Source organism: Brevundimonas sp., assembly GCF_013912065.1.
Classification (GTDB): Bacteria; Pseudomonadota; Alphaproteobacteria; order Caulobacterales; family Caulobacteraceae; genus Brevundimonas.
The window spans coordinates 191,371-214,725 of sequence record NZ_JACESA010000004.1 but is presented as its reverse complement, the minus strand read 5'-3'; the positions used below and the strand labels follow the sequence as shown (position 1 = coordinate 214,725).

Genomic DNA, 23,355 nt, shown 5'->3' with positions numbered 1-23,355 from the left:
AAAGTTTTTGGGAGTTGACCGCGACGGGACGGCGTGGCCTGTGCCGCGTCCGATGATCGCGCTCAGCCTCAAGACCCGTTCCGCCTTCCGTGACCTGCTGGCCCTGGCCTGGCCGGTGGTGCTGGCGCGCATCGGCATCATGACCATGGGGCTGACCGACGCCATAGTGGTGGGAAATTTCTCCAGCCGGGAGTTGGCCTTCCACTCCCTGGCCTGGGCGCCGACCTCGATCGTGGTGACGACGGCGGTCGGGCTGATGCTGGGCGTTCAGGTCATGACGGCGCGGATGCTGGGCGAGGGGCGCAGGCACGCCGTCGGCGCGGTGCTGCGGCGGGGCATGGTCTATTCGCTGCAGATCGGCCTGGTCTCCATGGTCGCCCTGATCGCCGTCGGTCCGTGGGGACTGAGCAGGATGGGCCTGGAAGACGGACTGGCGGAAGGCGCCGGACCGGCCTTGATCGTCTTCGCCCTGTCCATGCCCTTCTATCTGATCTCGGTGACGGGCCAGTTCTTCCTCGAGGCCCTGGGACGGCCCAAGCCGGGCATGTGGGCCATGTGGATCGCCAACGGCGTCAATCTCGCGCTGAATCTACTGTTGGTGCCGGACCTGCTGGGCGTGGGTTTCGATGGCGCTTTCGCCTCGGCCTGGGCGACCTTCGGCGCGCGCGCGGCCCTGGCCCTGTTTCTGGTGGTCTATATCCTGCGTCTGCCGGAGGCGCGGGCGCTGGGGGTGTTCGACCGACCTGCACGCGATCCCAAGGCGGCGCATGAACAGGTCAAGGTCGGTCTGGGCGCGGGCGCCTCCTATTTCATCGAGGTCGGGGCCTTCTCGGGCTTCACCTTCTTCGCAGCCCAGATCGGGGCGGTGGAGACGGCGGCCTGGGCGGTGGTGCTGAACGTGTCAGCCATCGTCTTCATGCTGCCCATGGGCCTGTCGTCGGCGACGGCGGTGCTGGTGGGGCGCAGCTATGGCGCAGGCGACGGACGCGGGGTGTTGAGGGCCGGTCTGGTCGGCCTGACAGTGGTGACCGCCATGACCTTCGTCGTGGCCCTGAGCGTCTGGCCCAGCGCCCATCTGATCGTCGGCGCCTATAATCGCGATCCCGGCCTGCTGGCCATCGCCGCCCCGGCCCTGGTGCTGGCCACCCTGTTCTTCGTCGCGGACGGGATTCAGGTGGTGGCCGCCCAGGCCAACCGGGCGGCCGGCGACGTCTGGTGGCCGACGATCATGCATTTCACCGCCTATGGCGCGGTGATGATGCCCTTGGGCTGGGTTCTTGGCCATCGGATGGGCGTCGACGGCCTGGTCTGGGCGGTGATCATCGCCAGCCTGGCGTCGTCTGCCCTTCTGACGGGACGGTTCGTGCGAGTGGCCCGGCGTATGGCTTAGGGTTTTCGGCCCCATGGGGGGCAGGGAGGTGACGCCGTGGGTTCGCCGCTCTATATCCCTGCGCTTCCCCGAACTCCTGGACGATCATGGCCCGCATCCTCATCACCTCGGCGCTGCCCTACATCAACGGCATCAAGCACCTGGGGAATCTGGCGGGGTCCATGCTGCCGGCCGATGTCTGGGCGCGGTTCAAGCGGGCCCAGGGGCATGAGGTCCTCTATATCTGCGCCACCGACGAGCACGGCACCCCGGCCGAGCTGGCGGCCGCCGCCGCCGGCCAGGACGTGCGGACCTATTGCGATGAACAGCACGAGATTCAGAAGAAAGCCGGCCAGGCTTTCGGCCTCAGCTACGACTGGTTCGGCCGGTCCTCGAACCCGCAGAACCATCGCCTGACCCAGCATTTCGCCGAGGCGCTGGAGAAGAACGGCCTGATCGAAGAGCGGGTCGATCGGATGATCTATTCGATCGACGATGCCCGGTTTCTGCCCGATCGCTATGTCGAGGGGACCTGCCCCCACTGCGGCCACGTCGGCGCGCGGGGCGACCAGTGCGACAACTGCGGACGCCTGCTGGACCCGACCGATCTGATCGATCCCTATTCATCGGTGTCGGGGTCGCGGAACCTCGAGGTGCGCGACACGCGGCACCTCTATCTGCTGCAGACGAAGATCGAGCCCCAGATCCGCGCCTGGGTCGACGGCAAGACCGGTTGGCAGCTCCTGGCCAAGTCCATCGCCTACAAACACCTGGACGAGGGGCTGATCGACCGGGGCATCACCCGCGACCTGGCCTGGGGCGTGCCTGTGCTGAAGGACGGCTTCCCCCGCCCGGGTATGGAGGACAAGGTCTTCTACGTCTGGTTCGACGCCCCCATCGAATATATCGCCGCGACCGAGGAATGGGCCGAGGCGACCGGTGGTTCGTGGCGCGACTGGTGGCGTCTGGACGAGGGGGCCGAGGACGTCCGCTATGTCCAGTTCATGGGCAAGGACAATGTCGCCTTCCACACCGTCAGCTTCCCGGCCACCATCATCGGCTCGGGCGAGCCGTGGAAGACGGTGGACCAGCTGAAGGCCTTCAACTGGCTGAACTGGTACGGCGGCAAGTTCTCGACCAGCCAGAAGCGCGGCGTCTTCATGGACCAGGCGCTGGAACTGTTGCCCGCCGACTACTGGCGCTGGCGTCTGACGGCCTATGGCCCCGAACACGCGGACTCGGCCTTCACCTGGGAGGATTTCCAGGCCTCGACCAACAAGGATCTGGCCGATGTGCTGGGCAATTTCGTCAACCGGATCGTCAAGTTCGCCGAGTCGAAGTTCGACGGCGTCGTGCCGGACGGCGGCGAGGCCGGGCCGGTCGAGCTGAAGCTGGAAGCCGATATCCGCGCGGGGATCGCCGAGGCCACCGAACAGTTCGAGGCCATGGAATTCCGCAAGGCGGCCCAGGCCCTGCGCGCCGTCTGGGTGCTGGGCAACGAATATCTGCAGGTCGCGGCGCCCTGGACGGCCTTGAAGACCGACCGCGACCAGGCGGCCGTGGGCGTACGCACCGGCCTGAACCTCGTGGCCCTGTTCGCGCGACTGGCGGCGCCGATCCTGCCCTTCTCGGCCGAGAAGATCGCGGCCTCCGTCGGTTCGACCGACCTCAGCTGGCCGGGCGCGGACGAGGATGTGCTGAACCGGCTGCCAGTGGGACAGGCCGTAGCGGCCCAGGGCGTGCTCTTCGCCAAGATCGAGGACGCCCAGGTCGCCGAATGGTCCGAACGTTTCGGCGGCGCGGAATAGCGCCGGCCTCCACTGACGCTCCAGTCGACAGTCGTCGAAACGCCTAGTCCGCGTCTTCAATGATCGGCAGGCCGGCGACGTGCCAGGCCTGGATGCCGCCGGTCAGGTTGAACAGGGGCTGACCCTCCGGCCCGGCCGGACCGACGAAGGCGCAGACCTGATGGCTGCGGCCGCCCCTCAGGCACATGACGACGACCTTGCGATCCGCCGGCAGATCCAGCGCCTCCCAGGCGGCCGGCATCTGGCTGAGCGGCGCCAGGATCGCGCCGTCGATGCGGGCGGCGGCGAACTCATCCGGCTCGCGTACATCGACCAGCACGGCCTCGCCGGATTGGAGCCACGCGGCGGCCTCCTCTACGCTTACCGTGGCGACGGTCACTTCGCCGGGACCGTCGGTCCTGCGCCGGCGGGGGCGTGGCTGTCCTCGCTCCGCTGACCACCCATGTGGTGGGCGGCTTCTTTGGGACTGATCTCGACGAAGGCGGGGGCGGAGGCGTTGAACTGTTCCATATTGCCGGTCCGGACCACCACCTGGCGCGCGCCGTCCCAGATCATGTGCAGGGCGACGTACAGAACCACGACCAGGCCGATATAGCCGATCCAGCGATAGCGATGCAGCAGCTTGGCGATGTAGCTGGCGGCGAGCCCCATCAGGGCGATCGACATGACCAGGCCGAAGACCATGATCCACGGATGTTCGTGGGCCGCGCCGGCGACGGCCAGCACATTGTCCAGCGACATGGTGATGTCGGCGATCATGATCTGCAGCAGGGCCGCGCCGAAGCTCTTGCGCTTGATCCCCAGTTCTTCGGGCGAAGGACCGGAGCCGTGTTCGATGCTCAGGGCCAGTTCGAGCTCTTTTTCCGCCTCGGCCTGATCGTGCGTGCGCTGCTCCTGCAGTTCGCGCCACATCTTCCAGCAAACCCAGAGCAACAACAGGCCGCCGGCCAGCAGCAGGCCGACCATGGCCAGAAGCTGGACGGTGATCAGGGCGAAACCGATCCGCATCACCACGGCGGCGGCCAGGCCGATCAGAATGGCCTTCTTACGCTGATCCTGGGGCAGGGCGGCGGCGGCGAGGCCCACGGCGACGGCGTTGTCGCCGGCGAGAACCAGGTCCATCAGCAGGACCTGGCCCAGGGCCGTGGCCTGGCTGGCGAATTCGGGAGAAGAGAAGAATTCCATGCCCGCTCCTTAACGCCGGCGCGGCCTTCTGTCAGCCGCGTTGCGCGCGCGCGGCCTCATAAAGCGCGACGGCAGCCGCGTTGGAGACGTTCAGGCTCTCGAAGCCGCCCGGCATGGGGATCTTGGCCAGGACGTCGCAGTGTTCGGCCACCAGTCGCCGGATGCCGTCGCCCTCGGATCCCATGACCAGAACCGTCGGCTGCCGATCCAGCGCCTCTTCCAGCGTCTGTTCGCCTGCGCCATCCAGGCCGACGGCGCGCCAGCCCAGATCGGCAAGCCGTTCGAGAGCTCGCGACAGATTGGTCACGCGCGCATGGGGCAGGCGTTCGGTGGCGCCGACCGCCGCCTTGGCCAGGGCGCCGGCCAGGGCCGGAGCATGGCGGTCCTGGACGATGATTCCCCGCGCCCCGAAGGCCAGGGCGGAGCGGAAAATGGCGCCGACGTTCTGAGGATCGGTCAGTTGATCCAGCATGACGATGATTCCCTCGGCCGGATCAGCGAGCTCTTCCAGCGACACGCCTTCCAGCGGCTGGACCTTGAAGGCCAGGCCCTGATGGACCGCGCCGGCGGGCAGCATCCGGGTCAGGGTCGGGGCGTCGACCACTTCGATCTTGTGCCCGTGGGCCAGTTTGCCGTCCTCGATCTCTGTGGCCCGATCCGCCGTCGCCAGCAGACGGCCCATGCCGCGACGGGCGGGATTCGCCAGGGCGGCGAGCACCGGGTGACGGCCCCAGAGAAAATTATCGGCGTCCGCCTTGCTTCTATCCGCCGAACGCGGCGCGCGGGGCGCGTCTTCACGTGCGGAAAATCCTTGCGAAACAGGTTTTTGGCCCTTTTCACGCGGCCCGGAAGGCCGGTTTCCGAAGACCGGTTTTTTACCGCTTTTACGGTCGTTGCGTTCTGTTTTCGACGACACTATAAGACGCCCTCCGATTTGGAGCCCCAAGGGCTTTCGGGTCTGGGCGCCCCCTCTATCCTAGAGGAGGCGACAAGCCGAAGGCTTTTGTTTCGTCCCGCTTGATTATGGGCGGAACGAGGGGTCCGCGGTTCGACAAGGCGCGCTGGGGGAATGTCCCGAGTGGCAAAGGGGGGGGACTGTAAATCCCCTGCGTAAGCTTCGAAGGTTCGAGTCCTTCTTCCCCCACCACGCGCCTTGACGGATACGGCGGATCAGGACGACGGAGAGGAACCGGCTGCGGCGTTCCCAAAGAACTTCCGCAGTCTCCGCGCGGGTATAGCACAATGGTAGTGCAGCAGCCTTCCAAGCTGAGGATGTCGGTTCGATCCCGTCTACCCGCTCCAGGTTTTTTGATCAGCATCGCGCCCCTCAACCCGGGCCATCAGGAGTTTGGCCATGGCCAAGGAAAAGTTCGAACGCACGAAGCCGCACTGCAACATCGGCACGATTGGTCACGTTGACCACGGCAAGACGACGCTGACGGCGGCGATCACGATGACGCTGGCCAAGGCCGGCGGCGCGAAGGCGATGGCCTATGCGGACATCGACGCTGCGCCGGAAGAAAAGGCGCGCGGCATCACGATCAACACGGCGCACGTGGAATATGAGACGGCGAACCGTCACTACGCCCACGTCGACTGCCCCGGCCACGCCGACTATGTGAAGAACATGATCACCGGCGCGGCGCAGATGGACGGCGCGATCCTGGTGGTTTCGGCCGCCGACGGCCCGATGCCGCAGACGCGCGAGCACATCCTGCTGGCCCGTCAGGTCGGCGTGCCGGCCCTGGTGGTCTTCATGAACAAGGTCGACCTGGTCGACGACGAAGAGCTGCTGGAGCTGGTCGAGATGGAAGTGCGCGAGCTGCTCTCGTCGTACCAGTTCCCGGGCGACGATATTCCGATCACCAAGGGCTCGGCCAAGGCCGCGACCGACGGCGTGAACCCGGAAATCGGCGAACAGCGCGTTCTGGCCCTGATGGAAACCGTCGACGCCTATATCCCGCAGCCGGAACGTCCGGTCGACCTGCCCTTCCTGATGCCGGTCGAAGACGTCTTCTCGATCTCGGGCCGCGGCACCGTGGTCACGGGCCGCGTCGAAAAGGGTATCGTCAAGGTCGGTGAAGAAGTCGAGATCGTCGGCATCCGTCCGGTCCAGAAGACGACCTGCACCGGCGTCGAAATGTTCCGCAAGCTGCTGGACCAAGGTCAAGCGGGCGACAACGTCGGCGTTCTGCTGCGCGGCACCAAGCGTGAAGACGTCGAGCGCGGTCAGGTTCTGTGCAAGCCGGGTTCGATCACCCCGCACACCAAGTTCCTGGCTGAAGCCTATATCCTGACCAAGGAAGAAGGCGGTCGTCACACCCCGTTCTTCACGAACTATCGTCCGCAGTTTTACTTCCGCACGACCGACGTGACCGGCATCGTTCACCTGAAGGAAGGCGTCGAAATGATCATGCCCGGCGACAACGCCGAGCTGAACGTCGAACTGATCACCCCGATCGCCATGGACCAGGGCCTGCGCTTCGCCATTCGTGAAGGCGGCCGCACCGTCGGCGCCGGCGTCGTCGCCAAGATCATCGAGTAATCGGTAATCACCAAGTCGCATAACGGAACGGCCCCGGAGGAAACTCCGGGGCCGTTTTGCTGTGGGGGATAGGACGAAACGTCCCGTCACGGCGGCTTGCATTCCCGGCGACGGGGGTCGATCTGGAGGTCGTGATGTCCTCCCCCTCCATCGTGATCATCGGCGCCGGCGTGCTGGGCTTGAGTACGGCCTTCGAGCTGAAGCGGCGCGGTCATGTGGTGACCGTGGTCGATCCCGGAACAGCCAACGCCTCGCAGGTCGCGGCGGGCATGGTGGCGCCGGCCATGGAGGCGGCGATCGACGATGTCTCGGCCGACAGGGCCGCCCTGTTCCGCGCCGGTCGCGACCGGTGGCCGGCCTTCGCCGAGGCGTCAGGCGTGGCCCTGGCGCGGCGCCCGGCGGAATGGCGCGGGGGCGATGTCGACGCTGTCGAGGCGCGGCTGAAACGGCTGGGGTTCGCCGCGCGTCGCGACGGCGACCGGCTGATCACCGAAGAGGATTATCAGATCGAGCCGGAACAGGGACTGGCGGCTCTGCGCGCCGTTCTGGGCGAGGCCGTGGTCGTGGGGCGGGCGACCGGGATCGCCGCCAATCGAGGCGGCTGGTCCGTGGAGCTGGATGGACGCAGTTTGCAGGCGTCGGCCGTGGTTCTGGCGACGGGGGCCGAGGCGGCGCTGGTGGGAACGCCCGTGGCGACGCGGCGCCTGGTGGACGGGATCCAGCCGATCCGTGGCCAGATCGGCTCGGCGGCGCGGGATCTGACGGCGCACGTCGTGCGCGGGCCGGGGGCCTATGTGGCCCCGATGACGGGCGGAGCGGTGATAGGGGCGACGATGGAGCCGGGACGTCGGGACACGGCGCCGGACGAGGCCGTCGGCGAGCGGTTGACCCAGGCGGCCTGGCGGGTGTTGGGTCGCCCGCCCGAACCGCTGGAGATCGAATGGCGCGCGGGCGTTCGCGGCGCCTCGGCGGACGGACTGCCGATGGCGGGGCCGGCGCCGGACGGGACGGCGCTGTACCTGGCCCTGGCGCCGCGCCGCAACGGCTGGCTGCTGGGGCCGATGGTCGGGGCCGTCGTGGCCGATGCGATCGAGGGGCGGACGCCGTCGCCGGAAGCCCGCGCCCTCGATCCTCGACGCTTCTAGCCCTCCATCGCGAAGCGGACGGTGAAGTTCACCGTCGCTCCATCCACCGCGCGGCCGTCGACGGTGCGCGGGTTCATGCGGAAGTCGCGCGTCAGGCTCATGGCCGCCCGTCCGAATCCTTGCCCCCTGGGGGTTTCGCCGGCGATGCGGCAGGCGGTCAGGCCCCCGTCTATCCGGACGATGCAGGACAGGTTCGCGGCGCCCGAGACGCCATTCTCGGCCGCGCGCGACGGATAGGCGCGCGCCATCTGCGCCGCCGAAGGGCGGCCGGCCCAGGTCGGATCATTGATGACCGAGATCGCGCGGACGGGGGTTTGCGTGGGCGCCGTCCCGCTCTCAACGCCTTGGGGCGCCGTGCTGACGATCAGACCCGGGGTGGTCCCGACGACAGGAACGTCAGGCGCCGGGAAGGGCGAGGCCTCGGTCGTCGGGAAGACGACCGGCGGCTTGTGGGTCGGGGTCTGCGGCGCGGGCGGCGCCGTGGTCTCGACCTTCGGCAGTGGTTTCGGACGCGGCAGGTCCAGGGTGACGAGGGTCGGGGGCGGCTCCGGAGGAGCGGCGTCCGGCGCTTTCAACTCGAACCGTTGATTATAGAGCACCATTCCGGCGCCGACGTGGGCCAGAACGGACAGCCCTATGGCGGCCCACATCCAGCGCGGCAAAGGCTTCCTGCGTTCCCCGAAGTCGATGGGGCTGACGGCGCCGGGTCCCCCGGCGGCACGGATCATCATGACGGCACTCCCTCGTTCACCGCCCCCGCAGCGCCCGTAACCGAAAGTGAGCGCGCAGGTTGTGGCGGCTTTGCGGCGGCGGTTCGCCGTTCGACCAAGGTCGGTTCCCGCCATACGGTTAATACCGGCGTTAACGATTAACGCTTGATTAACCACGTTCGACGAGGCTCCTCCCGTCATGGGCATCCGAGCGATTCCATCTTCAGGCGGCGTGGAAGCGGCCATCCGGCGCGCCTCGACCAACGTGGGCGTCGATTACGACTTCCTGGTCAAGACGGCGCGACGCGAAAGCGCGATGAACCCGTCGGCCAAGGCGCCGACTTCCTCGGCCGCTGGCCTGTTCCAGTTCATCGAGCAGACTTGGCTGGGCACGGTCAAACAGCACGGAGCGCAGCACGGCTACGGCCAATACGCCGACCTGATCCATCGCGGGTCGGACGGGCGCTGGCGGGTCGAGGGATCGGCGCGCAATGTGGTGCTGGACCTGAGATTCGATCCCCATGCGGCCTCGGCCATGGCGGCCGAACTGACGGCGTCGAACGCCGCCTATCTGCGTGGCCGCACCGGCAAGGAGCCGGGCGCAGGGGATCTGTACGCCGCCCATTTCCTGGGCCCGGCCGGCGCCGCCAGTCTGATGAGTGCGATGGATCGCAATCCGGGCGGTAGCGCTGCGGCCCTGTTTCCCGAAGCCGCGCGGGCTAACCGCAGCATCTTCTACAAGAACGGGCGCGCCGCGACGGTCGCCGAGGTCCACGCCAATCTACAGAAAACGGCGGGCGATGGCGCGCCCGCAGCCGGCGTGGGGGAGGGGCGATCGACCGCGCCGGAGCTCAGCGATCGCGACCAGATGCTGGCGGCGCGCATGGACCGGCTGAAGCAGGAGCAGGGGCTTCTCGCCCTGTTGCTGGGTCAGGACGGATCGGCGGGCGCCGGATTCGGGCGCGCCTTTTCCCCGACCGGCGACGAAAAGAGCTGACGTCCCGCAATTCGGTCCATGGTAAACCGACCGTTAAGCATGGCAGGTTCACCGTGTCGGACGAGTCCGATTCCCTGACGAGCCGTCCATGACCTTCCATCGCGCCCGCTTGACCGAACTGGACATCCAACGCCTGGTCAAGGCTGTGGATGACGACGAGCGCGCGGAGGCGGCGCACAAGCTGTGCCGCAATATGGATCGGGTCGAGCTGGACGATCGAGAACGTGAGGCGGCGCAGAAGATCGTGCGGCTGCTAGCCAATGACGCGGCCGAACTGGTGCGCCGGGCGATGGCGGTTACGCTGAAAGCGTCGGATCTGATCCCCAATGACGTAGCCCGTCGACTGGCGGCGGACGTCGATAGTATCGCCCTGCCCATCATCGGCGCCTCGCCGGCGCTCAGCGATGAGGATCTGATCGAGATCGTTCGCGCGGGTTCGAATCTTCGCCAGATCGCCGTCGCCGGGCGGCCCAGCGTGTCGCGCGACGTCGCCCAGGTACTGGCCGACGAGGGCGGAGAACAGGCGGTTCGCATCCTGGCGGCCAACGACAACGCCGATCTGTCGGAACGCGCCCTGGGCGTCATCGTCGATCGTTTCCCGGCTTCGGCCGACGTGGTCACGGCGGTCGCCTATCGTCAGGTTCTGCCGCTGCACATCACCGAACGGCTGATTGAACTGGCCAGCGAGACGGTGCGCGAACATCTGGTGTCGCGACACGCCGTGGCGCCCGAGACCGCCATCCGGCTGGCGCAGTATGCGCGCGAGCGGGCCACCGTGGACCTAGTCGAGCAGGCGGCGTCCAGCGTGGATCTGCCGGGCTTCATGGCCCAGTTGAACCAGCGCAGGGTGCTGAACGCCTCACTGCTTCTGCGCGGGCTGGCGCGAGGGCAAATGACCATGCTCGAACATGGGCTGGCCGAACTGGCCAATACGCCGCACCACCGTGCCTGGTTGATGATCCATGATGCGGGGCCGCTGGGGCTGAAGGCCATCTATGACCGGGCCGGCCTGCCGCCGCGTCTGTTCCAGGCCTTCCGCGCGGGGGTGGACACCTGGCGCGCCCTGTCGGCCGAGGGGGTGGATACGGCGAGCGACGCCTTCCGCCAGCGGATGCTGGAACGGTTCATGACGCAAAGGCCGAACGTGCCGCGCGACGATCTGGCCTATCTGATGGATCGCCTGGACCAGGCGCCGGCGCGCCCGATGCGGGCAGCGGCCGACGCCGCCTGATCTCGCGGCTTCGCCAAGAAAAAGGCCCGCCTGACGGCGGGCCTTTCGACATTCAGGATATAGAGCGGCTCAGCGCGCCTTGTGTTCGGCGACCTTGGCTTCCAGGGATTCGGCGAGGATGCGGCCGGTGGGATTCTCGTCGGTCTTGACCTGGTCGCGAACCACGGCGCGGATGGCGTCGATATGGGCGTCGACCACCACCATGGGCGCGTCCAGGCGGGCGGCGGCGTCGTCGAGCAGCCGGCACAGCGAACCGGCGATACGGGTCACGAGCGGATATTCATAGGTCGTGCCCAGGCCTTTCAGGTCGTGGGCGCGGAAATAGAGGGTCTCGGCCGTCTGCGATGTCCAGCCCTTGTCGCGAATATCGGCCTGGGCCTGATCCAGCTTGACGATCTCGTCGTTCAGCCACTGGCCGAACTGGGCGGACATGGCCTTCAGCGCTTCTTCCGCCCGGGCGATGGCGTCGGCGTTGATGCCGAAGCCGCCGCCCAGCTTCGGACGAAGGGCGGGCATGGGGGGAGTGACGTGCGCCGGGTCGCTCATGGCGGTCTCCATGGAAGTTCTGCCAAGCCTATCCCCACCCCCTTAAGAAGCGGTGTAGGTCTCGACGGCCGTCAGTTGGCGAACTGCTCGGCCATGACGCGTTCGTCGAATGAGCGGCCGGCGTCGAACAGCATGGTCAGGGCGACGTCGCGTCGTTCGCGCACCTCGACCCGCGCCACGCGGCGGACCTCGAAGTTGTCGGCGGTGGCCGAGACGGGGCGTTTGTCGCTCTCCAGCACATCGAACCGCACGGTCGCGCCGTGGGACAGCAGGGCGCCGCGCCAGCGCCGCGGACGAAAGGCGCTGATCGGCGTCAACGCCAGTATGCGGGCGTCCAGCGGAATGATCGGGCCGTGGGCCGACAGATTATAGGCGGTCGATCCGGCCGGCGTCGCCACCAGGCATCCGTCGCAGGACAGCTCCTCCAGCCGAACGCGACCGTCGACGGTGATCTTCAGCTTGGCGCTCTGGCGGGTCTGGCGCAGCAGAGAGACCTCATTGATGGCGAGGCCGGTATGGACCTCGCCGCTCTCGGTCCAGGCGTCCATCTGCAGCGGATGGATGACCGTTCGTTCGGCGCCGATGATGCGGGCGACCAGATCGTCCTCGTCGTAGTCGTTCATCAGGAAGCCGACCGAGCCGCGGTTCATGCCGTACACCGGGGTCCGGCGACGCAGATTGGCGTGCAGGGTCTCCAGCATATGTCCATCGCCGCCCAAGGCCACGATGACGTCGGCCTCATGCTCGGGCGCCGCGCCGTAGCGTGCGATCAGCGTCTGGCGGGCTGCCTGGGCCTCGGGGCGGTCGGAGGCGACGAAGGCCAGGACGGGATCGGGCGGGATCTGGTTCACGGCCGCACGTGAGCCCCAGCTTGACCGCGAAGTCAAACCGTCGCGGGTTTTTCCATCATCTGACGGAAGGCGCGGGCCGCCGAATGACTGTTCATCGGCGTGGAGGTCCAGCCGCCGTCGGCGGGCAGGCCGTCGGTCAGCTTGCGAAGCTCGACCAGCAGGGACGGGAAGACCGCCTTGTCCAGACCGACCGCGAGACAAGCGAGGTAGAGAGGCTCGGCGGTCGGCGAATGGACGGCGCCGCGAATCTGAGCCGGGGTGAAGTTCCCGAGCTGGGCCAACGCCTGTTCGAACAAGCCCAGGCGCTGCTCCCGCAGGGCGCGGATCAATATGCCGGGCCGTAACTGGCCCGCAGCCTGCAGTTTGTCGATCAGGCGACGTTCCATCTCCTGGCGTTCACGATCCTCGGCCCTGCGGCCTGCGGGCAAGGGCCGCCAGGCGGCGGAGCAGGCTGCGCTTGCGGCCGCTTCCCGGACGGCGGCGTTGAGCAGACGGTCGTCGATCTGGAACCTTTCGCCGATCGATTGGCGCAGCGCCTGGCCGACCCATTGATACAATTCCTGGGCCAGGGCTTCGTCGAGGCGCGGGTGACGGGTCAGAGGCGCGCGCAGGCCGGCGATCCGTCGCGAATGCTCGACCAGCCGATGCATCGCCGCCTCGCCGATGTCGGCGCTGCGGTTGGAGGCCAGGGCGGTCATGGTGACAGGATCGGCGCGATCGAGGATGGCGTCCACGACGCCGCCCGACAGATTGGGGCGGCGAGCCACGGCGATCTGGTGTTCCAGCGTGGTTTCCAGCAGGACCCGGATCAGGGCGGCGTCCTTGAGCAGAGGGCTGGCGGCGATCACCGGGGCGGCGATGTCGATTTCGTCCAGCGCCAGCATCTCGATCAGGGCCGGAGGAGCCCATTCGGCGCCGGCGAGGCGTTCCGAAAGCTGCTGGCGGATGTCGTGTTCGGCCTGGGTGGCCAGGGTCAGGAAGATTTCGCCGAGCGCGGCCGGAAGCGGCGCCGAGGGCGGGGTGGCCTCGCACAGGCCGATGACGCCGATCAAAAGACGCTGACGGTCGTCCGGGGCCTTGCTGCGGGCCAGGTCGACGAGATCCAGGGCGGAAAGGTCGGTCCCGGCGTGCAGGGGCGGCCTCAGTTGGACGACAGCGGACACGGCGACTCCGGACGCGGCAAATTCACCCGGCTATTGTGCCGGGCGCGACGTGAAGACGCGGTTAACGAACTCTGAAACGCGACGGTTAACATCGGCGCTGCCGGGGGCTTGGCCGCTTGACGGGGAGGCGGTGCGGGAGGACGGTCTGACAAAGCCCATCAGAGGCCTGTTGACATCCAGGAGGAACCCCATGGCCGACGGCGCCAATCCCGCGTTGAAATCCCGCGTCTCCGAAGCCGAATGGCAGGCGCGTGTCGAACTGGCCGCCCTTTACCGCCTCGTGGCGCTGAATGGGTGGGACGACATGATCTTCACTCATATCTCGGCCCGCGTGCCGGGACCCGAGCATCATTTCCTGATCAATCCCTACGGCTATTATTTCGACGAGATCACCGCCTCGTCCCTGGTCAAGGTCGATCTGGAGGGGAACATCGTCCAGGAGACGACCAACTTCATCAATCCGGCGGGCTTCACCATCCATTCGGCGGTCCATGCGGCCCGGGAGGACGCGAAATTCGTCATCCACCTGCACACCGTCAACGGGGTCGGGGTGGCCGCCCAACAGCATGGATTGCTGCCCATTAGCCAGAACGCGTGTTTACTACAGCATCAGGTTGCGTATCATGGGTACGAGGGGTTGGCCCTGAACCATGACGAACGCGAACGTCTGGTCGCCGACCTGGGGGACAAGCCGCTGATGCTGTTGAGAAATCACGGCACTCTCGCGGTCGGGGAAACGGCGGCGCAGGCATGGATCGGCATCTTCTTCCTGGAGAGAGCCTGCGCACAGCAGGTCGCCGCCCTGTCGGGCGGGCGCGAACATGTGCTGATGGCGCCGGACGAGGCCCAGGCCGAGACCAAGGAACAGGGGCGGGGCATCGGCTTCATCTCCGCCCTGGCCTGGCCCGGCGCCCTGCGTCAGCTGGACCGCAAGTCGCCTGGCTACGACGCCTGAGCACAGCCCTGGCCGTTCTGGCCGTCGGCCAGGCCGGTCAGGCGTCCGCCGGCGCCTGGACCCAGCCGAAGGGCCAGGGGCAGGCGATCGTCAAATACGAGGACATGCGTGGGGACTCGGGCTTCGACCCCGCCGGCGACGAACGGCCTCTGCCGGGCGACCGCAGGGATACGTCCCTGGGTCTGTTCGCCGAATACGGTCTGACGGACCGTGCGACCCTTGTGCTGAAGACGGACTGGCAGGACGGCGGGGACGCCTTCGTCGACTACGAGGGACGGGGCCCAATCGAGGTCGGAGCCACCTGGCAGGTCTGGCGCGACAATCACAATGCCGTCAGCCTGTATGGCGGATACGCCTGGGCGGGCGAGGGGCGTAACGCCGGCTATGCCGCGCCTGGGGTCGGCGAACACGACTGGGAGGCGCGGCTGTCGGTCGGTCGCTCCCTGGGCGACGCAGGCGCGCGCTGGGGCATGGACCAGTCGTTCGTCGAGCTTCAGGTCGCGCGCCGCCTGCGCGACGGCCTGCCCCATGAGACCCGTATAGACGCCACTGTCGGGGCGCGGCTCGACGGGCGTTGGCTGCTGCTGGGACAGGCCTTCGGCGGGGCTGCGGACGGCGGCGCGCGCTGGCTTTCGGTGGAAGGATCGGTTGTGCGCGATTTCGGCCGATGGAGCCTCCAGGCCGGTTGGCGTCAAACGGTCGCGGGGCGCGAGACGCCGGTCGTCCAGGGACCGGTTGTGGCGATCTGGCGCAGGTTCTGAGCCAAAATTTTTGCGACGGAATTCGGCATCGACGGCGTTACGGATAGGTAATGTTGCGCGCGGGATAGAAGCCGCTAAGCGTGCGTGTCCTCCGAATCGAAAGTCCGTAGCGTGAAACGCCACTTCTTCCTTGTCGCCGCAGCCGTGCTGCTGGGGCTCATGGTCCTCGCCGCCGTTCTGAAGGTCGCCTTCGCAGACGACGAGCAGGGGGGCGGCGCCGGGCGCCGGGGCGGTCAGCAGGTGTCGCAGGCGACGGTGTCACAGCGGGAGTTCTCGGACCAGATCCGGGTTCTGGGCGTCGCGCGCGGCCAGAGGTCGGTCAATATCACCTCCTCCACGACGGAGTTGATCACCCGTGTTCTGTTCACGGACGGTCAGACGGTTTCGGCGGGTGCGCCCCTGGTCGAACTGCAGGCCCGTGAAGAGGACGCCGCCATCATCGAGGCGCGGGCCAATGTCGCCCAGGCGCAGCGCGAATACGATCGCTACAAGGCCTTGGCCGACCGAGGGATCGCGCCCCAGGTGCTGCTGGAACAGGCTGAGACCGCGTTGGAGACGGCGCGGGCGTCGCTGGAGGCGGCCCAGGCCCGTCGCGGCGACCGGGTCATCCGCGCGCCCTTCGCCGGCACCCTGGGGCTGACGACAGTGACGCCGGGCACCCTGATCAATCCGGGCGCCGTGATCGCCACCCTGGACGACACCTCGACCATCCGCGTCGACTTCCCCCTGCCTGAGCGTTACCTCAATGTGCTGCGGCCCGGGACGCCGATCACCGCGACGGCGGACGCCTATGGCGACACGCCGTTCCAGGGGCGGATCGCCCTGATCGACACCCGCGTCAACGAGACCACGCGCGCGGCCACGGCCCGCGCCGAATTCCCCAATCCCGGCGGGCGTATCCGCCCGGGCATGCTGCTGCGCGTCGCCGTCCAGCAGGGGCAGCGCCAGGCTCCGGCCGCGCCGGAAGCGGCGGTCCAGTACGAGGGGGCGGGGGCCTTCGTCTATCGCATCGCCGGCGCCGCCGACGGATCTACGGCCCAGCGGGTCGAGGTCGAGACCGGCGCCGTCGAAAACGGCTTCGTCGAAATCCTGTCAGGCGTGGACATCGGCGACCGCATCGTCGGCTCAGGCTTGAATCGGATTCAGCCGGGGGCGCCGATCAGCGTGCCCGAAGCCCAGCCGGGGGGAGCTCAGCGAGGGGGAGCCCCACGTGAGGGAGCCCAGCGCCAAGAGGCCGCCGCCAAATGATGCTGTCCGATGTCTCGGTCCGGCGCCCGGTCTTCGCAGCGGTCGCCGCCATCGTCCTGTGCGTGATCGGCGCCGCGGCCTTCTTCTTCCTGCCGGTGCGCGAACTGCCGGACGTCGATCCGCCGATCGTCTCGGTCAACACCAGCTACGCCGGCGCCTCCGCCGAGGTGATCGAGAGCCGGATCACCGAGCCGATCGAGCAGCAGGTCGCCGGCATCCAAGGGATCGAGCGGATCAACTCCGTCAGCCGCGACGGCCGTTCGAACGTCAACATCGAATTCTCGCTGGATCGCAATATCGACGACGCCGCCAACGACGTGCGCGATCGGGTCAGTCGCGTCGTCGGTCGTCTGCCGGACCAGGCCGATCCGCCCGAGGTGGCCAAGGCCGATTCCGACAGCCAGCCCATCATCATCGTCTTCCTGCGCTCGACGACGATGAACCGGCTGCAGCTAACAGATTATGCTGACCGCTATCTGGTCGACCGGATGGCGACCGTGCCGGGCGTGGCCCAGGTCAATATCTATGGCGAGCAACGCTATTCGATGCGGATCTGGCTGGATCCGGCCGCCCTGGCTGCGCGCAATCTGACCGTCACCGACGTCGAGACGGCCTTGACCAACCAGAACGTCGAACTGCCGGCCGGTTCGCTGGAATCGACGGACAAGGACTACACTGTTCGCGTGGCCCGCACCTACGCCCGGCCCGAGGACTTCCGCCAGCTGCCCATCGGCACGCGGGGCTCGGCCTCGACCTCCGCCGCCGTGGCCACCGGTTCCGGCAGCGGCTCTTCGGCCATCATCCAGGGTCAACCGACCTATGTGACCCGTCTGGGCGACGTCGCCCGCGTCGAGGAGGCGCCGGAGGAGGACCGTCGGCTGTTCCGAGGCAACAGCATGGACCAGATCGGCCTGGCCGTGACGCGTCAGGCCCAGTCGAACGACCTGGCCATCTCGGACGGCGTCCATGCGATGATCGAAGAAATCCAGCCCAGCCTGCCGCCCGGCGTGACGCTGGAGGTCGGGTCCGACAACTCGGTCTTTACGTCCCACGCCATCGACGAGGTGTGGATCACCATCGGCATCTCCATGGCCCTGGTGGCCCTGGTCAATTTCATCTTCCTGGGCAGTCTGCGGGCGGCGCTGATCCCGTCCATCGTGGCGCCCATCTGTCTGCTGGCGACCTTCATCGTTCTGGCGCCCCTGGGTTTCTCGCTGAACCTTCTGACCCTGCTGGCCCTGGTGCTGGCCATCGGCCTGGTCGTCGACGACGCCATCGTCGTGGTCGAGAACATCCAGCGCCGTCTGGATCACGGCGAGCCGCCGCTGGTCGCCGCCGAGCGAGGCGCGCGCCAGGTCTTCTTCGCCGTGGTGGCGACGACCATCGTCCTGTTGTCGGTGTTCGCGCCCCTGCTGTTCCTGCCGGGTTACGTCGGGCGGCTGTTCGTCGAACTGGCGGCGGCCATCGCGGCGGCCGTGGCCTTCTCGGCCTTCCTGGCGCTGAGCCTGTCGCCGATGCTGGCGTCCAAGATCCTGAAGCCGGCGCATGGCGGCGGCTGGCTGGCGCGCCGGGTCGACTGGGGCATGGATCGGCTGAAGACCTCCTACGGCCGGTCGCTGGACATGTTGCTGGGGCGGCGCATCGCCGTGATCGGCGTTGCGGCCCTGATCGCCCTGATCGCGGCGGGGGCGGCGGGGATATTCCTGGTCCTGCCCAACGAACTGGTGCCTGACGAGGACCGGGGCCGGGTCTCCGTCCGCGTCGCCGGACCGGAAGGCGCAGGCTTTGACTACACCCGCAAGATCATGATGGGGCTTGAGCCTTTGTTGGCCGACTACAAGGCCAGCGGCGAGGCGGATTCCTATCTGGTGTCGGCGCCCGGCTTCGGCGGCGGCAGTTTCAATACCGGCAACGGCGTGCTGGTCCTCTCCGACTGGTCCAAGCGTGATCGCACGGCCGCCGAGATCGCCCAGGAGCTTAACGGCAAGCTGCGCGGCCAGACGGACGCCCAGGTCAACGCCTCCACGCCCGGCGCCTTCCAGCGCGGCGGAGGCAATTCCAACTCCGTCGAACTGATCGCGACCGGCACCGACTATCAACAGATCTACAATTGGCTGAAACCCCTGCTGGCGGCGGCCCAGGCCAATACCGGTTTCTCGCGTCCGCGCCTGAACTACGAACCCAACTCGCCGCGTCTGCTGGTCGACGTCGATCCGCAGAAGGCGGCGGCCCTGGGCGTCTCGGCCCAGTCGATTGGCCGCACGCTGGAGACCATGTTCGGCTCACGAACCGCCACGACCTATATCAAGGGCGGGCAGGAGTATGATGTCATCCTGCAGACCGATCGCGACAACCGTCGAGAAGTCGCTGATCTGGAAGCGCTTTACGTCCCGACGGGCGCGGGGCAGCTGGTGCCGTTGTCGGCGGTGGTGACGACCCAGACCTCGGGCGACACCCCGGACCGTCGACGTCTGGATCGTCAGCGGGCGATCACGCTTCAAGCCGACCTGAACCCCGGCACGACCCTGGACGACGCCATCCAGTTCCTGCGCGCCGAGGCGGCCAAACAGCCCCAGGGCGCGGTCGTGACCCAGTGGGGCGGGGCGGCCCGCGATCAGCAGGAAGCCGGTGGCGCCGTCCTGGCGGCCTTCGGCCTGGCCCTGCTGCTGGTCTTCCTGGTGCTGGCGGCCCAGTTCGAGAGCTGGATCACCCCGGCCGTCATCATGCTGACGGTGCCGCTGGCGGCGGCGGGCGGCCTGTTCGGCCTGCTGATGGCGGGGTCCAGCCTGAACATCTACAGCCAGATCGGCCTTATCATCCTGATCGGGGTGGCGGCCAAGAACGGCATCCTGATCGTCGAATTCGCCAACCAGCTGCGCGACCAGGGCCGGTCGATCCGCGAGGCCATCATCGAATCCGCATCGCTGCGCCTGCGGCCGATCATCATGACCTCCATCGCCACCGCCTTCGGCGCCCTGCCGCTGGTGCTGTGGCAGGGGGCGGGGGCGGGAAGCCGCCAGACCATCGGCGTAGTCATCTTCGCCGGGGCCATCTTCGCCACCGTCCTGACCCTGTTCGTGGTGCCGGTGATCTATGGCGTCCTGGCGCGCTTCACCAAGTCGCCGGAATGGACCGCCCGCAAGATCGAGGAATGGGAAGCCCAGGAGATGCGCGAGGGCGGACCCAAGCCGATCGAGGAGGGCTGAGGATCAGGAGGCGGGCGTGGCCGGCGTCTCGGGCCTGTAGCCCGTCTCCACCTTCAGGAAGGCGATGACGTCGCGGCGGTCGGTGGCGTCGGGCAGGCCGGGGAAGCTCATCTTGTTGCCCGGCAAGAAGGTTCGCGGGTTCTGCAGCCAGTGATCCAGCTTTTCGGCGTCCCAGGTGAAGGTCGCCGTCCGCATGACGTTGGAATAATTGTAGCGCGGTCGGTCCCCCGCCTTGCGCCCGAACACCCCGTGAAGATTGGGTCCCGCCATGTCTGGTCCACCCTCGCCGATGGTGTGGCACGACCGGCAGCGAGCGAAGACGCGGCGACCGTTAGCCAGATCGGCCGCATCATACGGCGCGGGCAGGGACGCCAGCAGGACCGTTTTTTCCGCGTCCGACAAGCCTCGGGACGGTTTGGCCGGCGCTGCTGCGCCGCCGTCCTCTGGTCGTCCCCCAGCGGGGTCGCTGGGTCCACAGGCGACGAGCGTCAGAACCAGGGGGGCGGCGAGGGCGAGACGTTTCATCGGAGCTCCGGTTTCTCTCGAAAGAGGGTAGCGGGATAGGAGAAATATAGAGTGAGGCAATTGGTCAAGCTGTCCTGCTGGACGCGGCCCCCGCGCACCTGATAATCAGTGTCAAAGAAGCGCGGAGTCGTCGGGGGCGGCGTCCGCCCGTGCGAGCATTGAATTGACCGAGAACATCAAGCTGAGCCAGGCCCGCCGCGGCGATCGCGGCGTCATCATCCAGGTGGGCGCCCACTGCCACCATCAGGATCACGAGGTCGAGCTGGAGCGCCGTCTTCTGGAACTGGGCTTTGTCGAAGGCGCCAGGGTCGAACTGCTGCACGAGGGTCTGTTCGGCCGCGATCCCATCGCCATGAAGATCGACGACATGCGCGTGGCCCTGCGCCGCCACGAGGCCGCCAGCCTGACGATCCAGTTGGATAACGGCAAGCTGGAAGCCGCCTGATGGACGTGGCCCTGAAGACCGCCCGCGTCGCCCTGGTCGGCAATCCCAACAGCGGCAAGACGGCCCTGTTCAACGCCCTGACCGGCGCCCATCAGAAGGTCGCCAACTACGCCGGGGTCACGGTGGAACGGAAGCAGGGGCTGATCCGCGCCGCCTCCGGCCGGACCCTGTCGGTGCTGGACCTGCCCGGAACCTATTCGCTGCGCGCCCGCAGTCCGGACGAGGAGGTCACGCGCGACGCCGTCCTGGGCCGTCTGGCCGGAGAGACGCCGCCGGACGTCGTGGTCTGCGTCGCCGACGCCACCAATCTGCGCCTGGTCCTGCGCCTGGTTCTGGAGCTGAAGGCCGTCGGGCGGCCGATGGTCCTGGCGCTGAACATGTACGATATCGCCCAGCGTCAGGGCCTGCGTATCGACCTGGAACGGCTCCGCGTCGAACTGGGCGTGCCGATCATCACCACGGTCGCGACCCGCAAGCGCGGGATCGACGATCTGATCGCCGAGATCGAGACCCAGGCCGAGGCCGCGGCGCTGGGCGAGAACCACTGGCGCAGCCCGGACTCGGCCGAACTGCGCGCCGCCGCCCAAGAGGCCGAGCGGATCATGAAGGCCTGCGTGCGGCCGCCCGAGCGACCCGACACCCTGACCGGCCGGATCGACGCCGTCCTGCTGCATCCGGTGGGCGGCATGATCATACTGATGGCCCTGCTGTTCGTCATGTTCCAGGCCGTGTTCAGCTGGGCCGCGCCTATGATGGATGGGATCGAGGGCGGGGTGGGCTGGATCGGCGGGCTGGTCGCGTCGATCCTGCCCGACACGGGCGTCTGGGGTCTGGTTCAGAGCCTGATCGTGGACGGGATCATCTCCGGCGTCGGCAGCGTTTTGGTCTTCCTGCCGCAGATCCTGATCCTGTTCCTGTTCATCATCGCTCTGGAAGACTTCGGCTATATGGCCAGGGCGGCCTTCCTTATGGACAAGATCATGGGCGGGGCGGGGCTGCACGGCCGCGCCTTCATCCCCCTGCTGTCCAGCTTCGCCTGCGCCATTCCGGGAGTGATGGCGGCGCGGGTGATCGATTCCAAGCGGGACCGCATGACCACCATCCTGGTCGCGCCGCTGATGACCTGTTCGGCGCGGATCCCAGTCTATACGCTGATCATCGCCGCCTTCATTCCGAACGAGACGGTCTGGGGTTTCGCCAATCTGCAGGGCCTGGTGATGTTCGGCCTCTACGCCGCCGGGATCGTCAGCGCCCTGGTGGTGTCTCTGGTCATCCGCAAGATCTTCTGGAGGGGCGCCGTCGAGCCCTTCATGATGGAATTGCCGACCTACAAACTGCCGGACATCAAGAGCGTCGGTTTCAACCTGTGGCTCCGGGCCGAGATTTTCCTGAACCGCGCAGGGCGGATCATCCTGCCGGCGGTGATCATCCTGTGGGTTCTGGCGACCTTCCCCTATCCGCCCGCGAACGCGACCCTGCCGGACATCGACTATTCGTTCGCCGGCATGCTCGGGCGGGCGCTGGAGCCGATCTTCGCCCCCATCGGCTTCAACTGGCAGATGGTCATCGCTTTGATCCCCGGCATGGCGGCCCGCGAGGTTGCGGTGGCGGCCCTGGGCACCACCTACGCCATTGCCGACGCCGAAAACGCCACGGGCCTGCTGGCCTCGACCCTGTCGGCGCACTGGTCGCTGGCCACGGCCCTGTCCTTCCTGGCCTGGTATATCTTCGCGCCCCAGTGCGTGGCGACCCTGGGCGTCGTCAAGCGCGAGACCAACTCGTGGAAATGGACCTGGATCATGATCAGCTACATGTTCGGCCTGGCCTATCTGGCGTCCTTCGCGACCTATCATGTGGCGGTCGCGCTCGGGGGCGGCTAAGCGGGCCCATGCCTGACGCCCGGACCCGTCCATGACCCCCGTGATCGCCGCCGTCGTCCTGGGCCTTCTGGGCCTGATCATCGGCAGTTTCCTGGCGGCCGTCAGCGTTCGCCTGCCGCGCGACGAGGACATCGTGCTCGCCCGCTCGCACTGTATGGGATGCGGCGAGATCTTGCGGCCCTGGGAACTGATCCCGGTGGTCAGTTGGCTGGTGCTGCGCGCCCGGTGCGCCCGGTGCGAGACAGCCATTTCTCTCCGCTATCCGCTTATCGAACTGGGCGCGGCGGCGGTCGGCGTCTGGGCTGGCCTGGCCGGCGGTTCATGGCTGATGATGGGGGCGACCGCCGTTCTGGGGTGGCAGCTGCTGCTGATCGCCGTGATCGATGGCGAGAATTTCTGGCTGCCCGATATCCTGACCTGGCCCCTTGCGGCGACCGGCCTGATCGCTGCGGCCTTGCTGGACCGGGAGGCCATGCCGGCGCATCTGATCGGCGCGATGGTCGGTTTCGCGGGTTTGTGGCTGGTGGCCTGGCTCTACAAGGCGATCCGCAAGCGCGACGGCCTGGGTGGGGGCGACCCGTTTCTATTCGCCGGCGCCGGGGCCTGGGTCGGCTGGATCGGCCTGCCCAGCGTGCTGTTGTGGGCCTCGGCCGCTGGGCTCAGCCTGGTGTTCGGCTTGCTGGTGGTGCGCCGCTCTGTCGATGCGACCGAGAAACTGCCGTTTGGGGTCTTCCTGGCGATCGGCATCTGGATGACCTGGCTCTACGGTCCACTGGGACTCTGAG

Annotated in this window: 21 protein-coding genes and 2 tRNA genes; 15 read left to right on the top strand and 8 right to left on the bottom strand. The window is 67.5% G+C overall.

Annotated elements, in window-relative coordinates; all coding sequences use genetic code 11:
- The first annotated feature begins 40 nt into the window (after positions 1 to 40).
- Together H2037_RS05420 and metG are read left to right on the top strand one after the other, a co-directional pair.
- On the top strand, positions 41 to 1,390 hold the full coding sequence (locus H2037_RS05420) for an MATE family efflux transporter (protein WP_292118718.1): 1,350 nt from the start codon (positions 41 to 43) through the stop codon (positions 1,388 to 1,390).
- Between the two features lie 86 nt (positions 1,391 to 1,476).
- On the top strand, positions 1,477 to 3,177 hold the full coding sequence (gene metG, locus H2037_RS05415; RefSeq protein WP_292118717.1) for a methionine--tRNA ligase: 1,701 nt from the start codon (positions 1,477 to 1,479) through the stop codon (positions 3,175 to 3,177).
- A gap of 43 nt (positions 3,178 to 3,220) precedes the next feature.
- On the opposite strand, the gene H2037_RS05410 is transcribed toward metG, so the two are convergent.
- Genes H2037_RS05410 through rlmB form a run of 3 tightly spaced genes read right to left on the bottom strand, consistent with a single transcriptional unit; the run spans position 3,221 to position 5,278 of the window.
- Positions 3,221 to 3,556, bottom strand: coding sequence for a rhodanese-like domain-containing protein (locus H2037_RS05410; protein WP_292118714.1), 336 nt, complete (start codon positions 3,554 to 3,556; stop codon positions 3,221 to 3,223).
- The gene (locus H2037_RS05405; RefSeq protein WP_292118712.1) at positions 3,553 to 4,362 is read right to left on the bottom strand and encodes a TerC family protein; all 810 of its coding nucleotides are present in this window, start codon (positions 4,360 to 4,362) and stop codon (positions 3,553 to 3,555) included. Before H2037_RS05405 ends, H2037_RS05410 begins: the two co-directional genes overlap by 4 nt.
- Positions 4,363 to 4,393: 31 nt before the next feature.
- The gene (gene rlmB, locus H2037_RS05400) at positions 4,394 to 5,278 is read right to left on the bottom strand and encodes a 23S rRNA (guanosine(2251)-2'-O)-methyltransferase RlmB (RefSeq protein ID WP_292118710.1); all 885 of its coding nucleotides are present in this window, start codon (positions 5,276 to 5,278) and stop codon (positions 4,394 to 4,396) included.
- 147 nt (positions 5,279 to 5,425) lie between these two features.
- On the opposite strand from rlmB, the gene H2037_RS05395 reads away from it, so the two are divergent.
- From H2037_RS05395 to H2037_RS05380, 4 genes are all read left to right on the top strand, one after another.
- Positions 5,426 to 5,509, top strand: a tRNA-Tyr gene (locus H2037_RS05395).
- A gap of 81 nt (positions 5,510 to 5,590) precedes the next feature.
- A tRNA-Gly gene (locus tag H2037_RS05390) sits at positions 5,591 to 5,664 on the top strand.
- Positions 5,665 to 5,716: 52 nt separating this feature from the next.
- Positions 5,717 to 6,907 carry an elongation factor Tu gene (gene tuf, locus H2037_RS05385; RefSeq protein WP_183194884.1) on the top strand — a complete coding sequence of 397 codons (1,191 nt, stop codon included), beginning with the start codon at positions 5,717 to 5,719 and terminating at the stop codon, positions 6,905 to 6,907.
- A 134-nt stretch (positions 6,908 to 7,041) separates the two neighbouring features.
- Positions 7,042 to 8,052 (top strand): FAD-binding oxidoreductase, encoded by a 1,011-nt coding sequence (locus H2037_RS05380; RefSeq protein WP_292118705.1) that lies wholly within the window; start codon positions 7,042 to 7,044, stop codon positions 8,050 to 8,052.
- On the opposite strand, the gene H2037_RS05375 is transcribed toward H2037_RS05380, so the two are convergent.
- Positions 8,049 to 8,783, bottom strand: a complete 735-nt coding sequence (locus H2037_RS05375) for a TonB family protein (protein WP_292118702.1) — start codon at positions 8,781 to 8,783, stop codon at positions 8,049 to 8,051. The two genes, H2037_RS05380 and H2037_RS05375, sit on opposite strands and share 4 nt — an antisense overlap.
- Positions 8,784 to 8,961: 178 nt before the next feature.
- On the opposite strand from H2037_RS05375, the gene H2037_RS05370 reads away from it, so the two are divergent.
- Positions 8,962 to 9,759, top strand: coding sequence for a transglycosylase SLT domain-containing protein (locus H2037_RS05370; RefSeq protein WP_292118699.1), 798 nt, complete (start codon positions 8,962 to 8,964; stop codon positions 9,757 to 9,759).
- A gap of 88 nt (positions 9,760 to 9,847) precedes the next feature.
- Positions 9,848 to 10,990, top strand: coding sequence for a DUF2336 domain-containing protein (locus H2037_RS05365; RefSeq protein ID WP_292118697.1), 1,143 nt, complete (start codon positions 9,848 to 9,850; stop codon positions 10,988 to 10,990).
- Between the two features lie 69 nt (positions 10,991 to 11,059).
- On the opposite strand, the gene H2037_RS05360 is transcribed toward H2037_RS05365, so the two are convergent.
- The 3 genes from H2037_RS05360 to H2037_RS05350 form a co-directional block, all read right to left on the bottom strand.
- On the bottom strand, positions 11,060 to 11,536 hold the full coding sequence (locus tag H2037_RS05360) for an Hpt domain-containing protein (RefSeq protein WP_292118695.1): 477 nt from the start codon (positions 11,534 to 11,536) through the stop codon (positions 11,060 to 11,062).
- A 71-nt stretch (positions 11,537 to 11,607) separates the two neighbouring features.
- Positions 11,608 to 12,387: an NAD kinase gene (locus H2037_RS05355; RefSeq protein ID WP_292118693.1), complete on the bottom strand. Its 780-nt coding sequence runs from the start codon at positions 12,385 to 12,387 to the stop codon at positions 11,608 to 11,610.
- A gap of 32 nt (positions 12,388 to 12,419) precedes the next feature.
- On the bottom strand, positions 12,420 to 13,550 hold the full coding sequence (locus H2037_RS05350) for a DUF2336 domain-containing protein (RefSeq protein ID WP_292118692.1): 1,131 nt from the start codon (positions 13,548 to 13,550) through the stop codon (positions 12,420 to 12,422).
- A gap of 190 nt (positions 13,551 to 13,740) precedes the next feature.
- Here H2037_RS05350 and H2037_RS05345 point away from each other — a divergent pair, with 190 nt between their 5' ends.
- From H2037_RS05345 to H2037_RS05330, 4 genes are all read left to right on the top strand, one after another.
- Entirely contained in the window at positions 13,741 to 14,505 is a 765-nt protein-coding gene (locus H2037_RS05345; protein ID WP_292118691.1) for a class II aldolase/adducin family protein, read from the top strand.
- Positions 14,506 to 14,609: 104 nt separating this feature from the next.
- Entirely contained in the window at positions 14,610 to 15,266 is a 657-nt protein-coding gene (locus tag H2037_RS05340) for a hypothetical protein (RefSeq protein WP_292118689.1), read from the top strand.
- A gap of 159 nt (positions 15,267 to 15,425) precedes the next feature.
- Positions 15,426 to 16,514, top strand: a complete 1,089-nt coding sequence (locus H2037_RS05335; protein WP_292118758.1) for an efflux RND transporter periplasmic adaptor subunit — start codon at positions 15,426 to 15,428, stop codon at positions 16,512 to 16,514.
- Positions 16,514 to 19,720 (top strand): efflux RND transporter permease subunit, encoded by a 3,207-nt coding sequence (locus tag H2037_RS05330; RefSeq protein WP_292118755.1) that lies wholly within the window; start codon positions 16,514 to 16,516, stop codon positions 19,718 to 19,720. The genes H2037_RS05335 and H2037_RS05330 overlap by 1 nt, the downstream gene beginning before the upstream one ends.
- A 3-nt stretch (positions 19,721 to 19,723) precedes the next feature.
- Here H2037_RS05330 and H2037_RS05325 read toward each other — a convergent pair whose 3' ends face one another.
- Positions 19,724 to 20,245, bottom strand: coding sequence for a cytochrome c family protein (locus H2037_RS05325; RefSeq protein WP_292118687.1), 522 nt, complete (start codon positions 20,243 to 20,245; stop codon positions 19,724 to 19,726).
- A 163-nt stretch (positions 20,246 to 20,408) separates the two neighbouring features.
- Here H2037_RS05325 and H2037_RS05320 point away from each other — a divergent pair, with 163 nt between their 5' ends.
- From H2037_RS05320 to H2037_RS05310, 3 genes are read left to right on the top strand one after another with little or no spacing between them, the layout of a single operon-like run.
- Positions 20,409 to 20,690, top strand: coding sequence for a FeoA family protein (locus tag H2037_RS05320; protein ID WP_292118685.1), 282 nt, complete (start codon positions 20,409 to 20,411; stop codon positions 20,688 to 20,690).
- Positions 20,690 to 22,570: a ferrous iron transporter B gene (locus H2037_RS05315; RefSeq protein WP_292118684.1), complete on the top strand. Its 1,881-nt coding sequence runs from the start codon at positions 20,690 to 20,692 to the stop codon at positions 22,568 to 22,570. The genes H2037_RS05320 and H2037_RS05315 overlap by 1 nt, the downstream gene beginning before the upstream one ends.
- A gap of 31 nt (positions 22,571 to 22,601) precedes the next feature.
- Positions 22,602 to 23,354: an A24 family peptidase gene (locus H2037_RS05310; protein WP_292118681.1), complete on the top strand. Its 753-nt coding sequence runs from the start codon at positions 22,602 to 22,604 to the stop codon at positions 23,352 to 23,354.
- Position 23,355 lies beyond the last annotated feature (1 nt).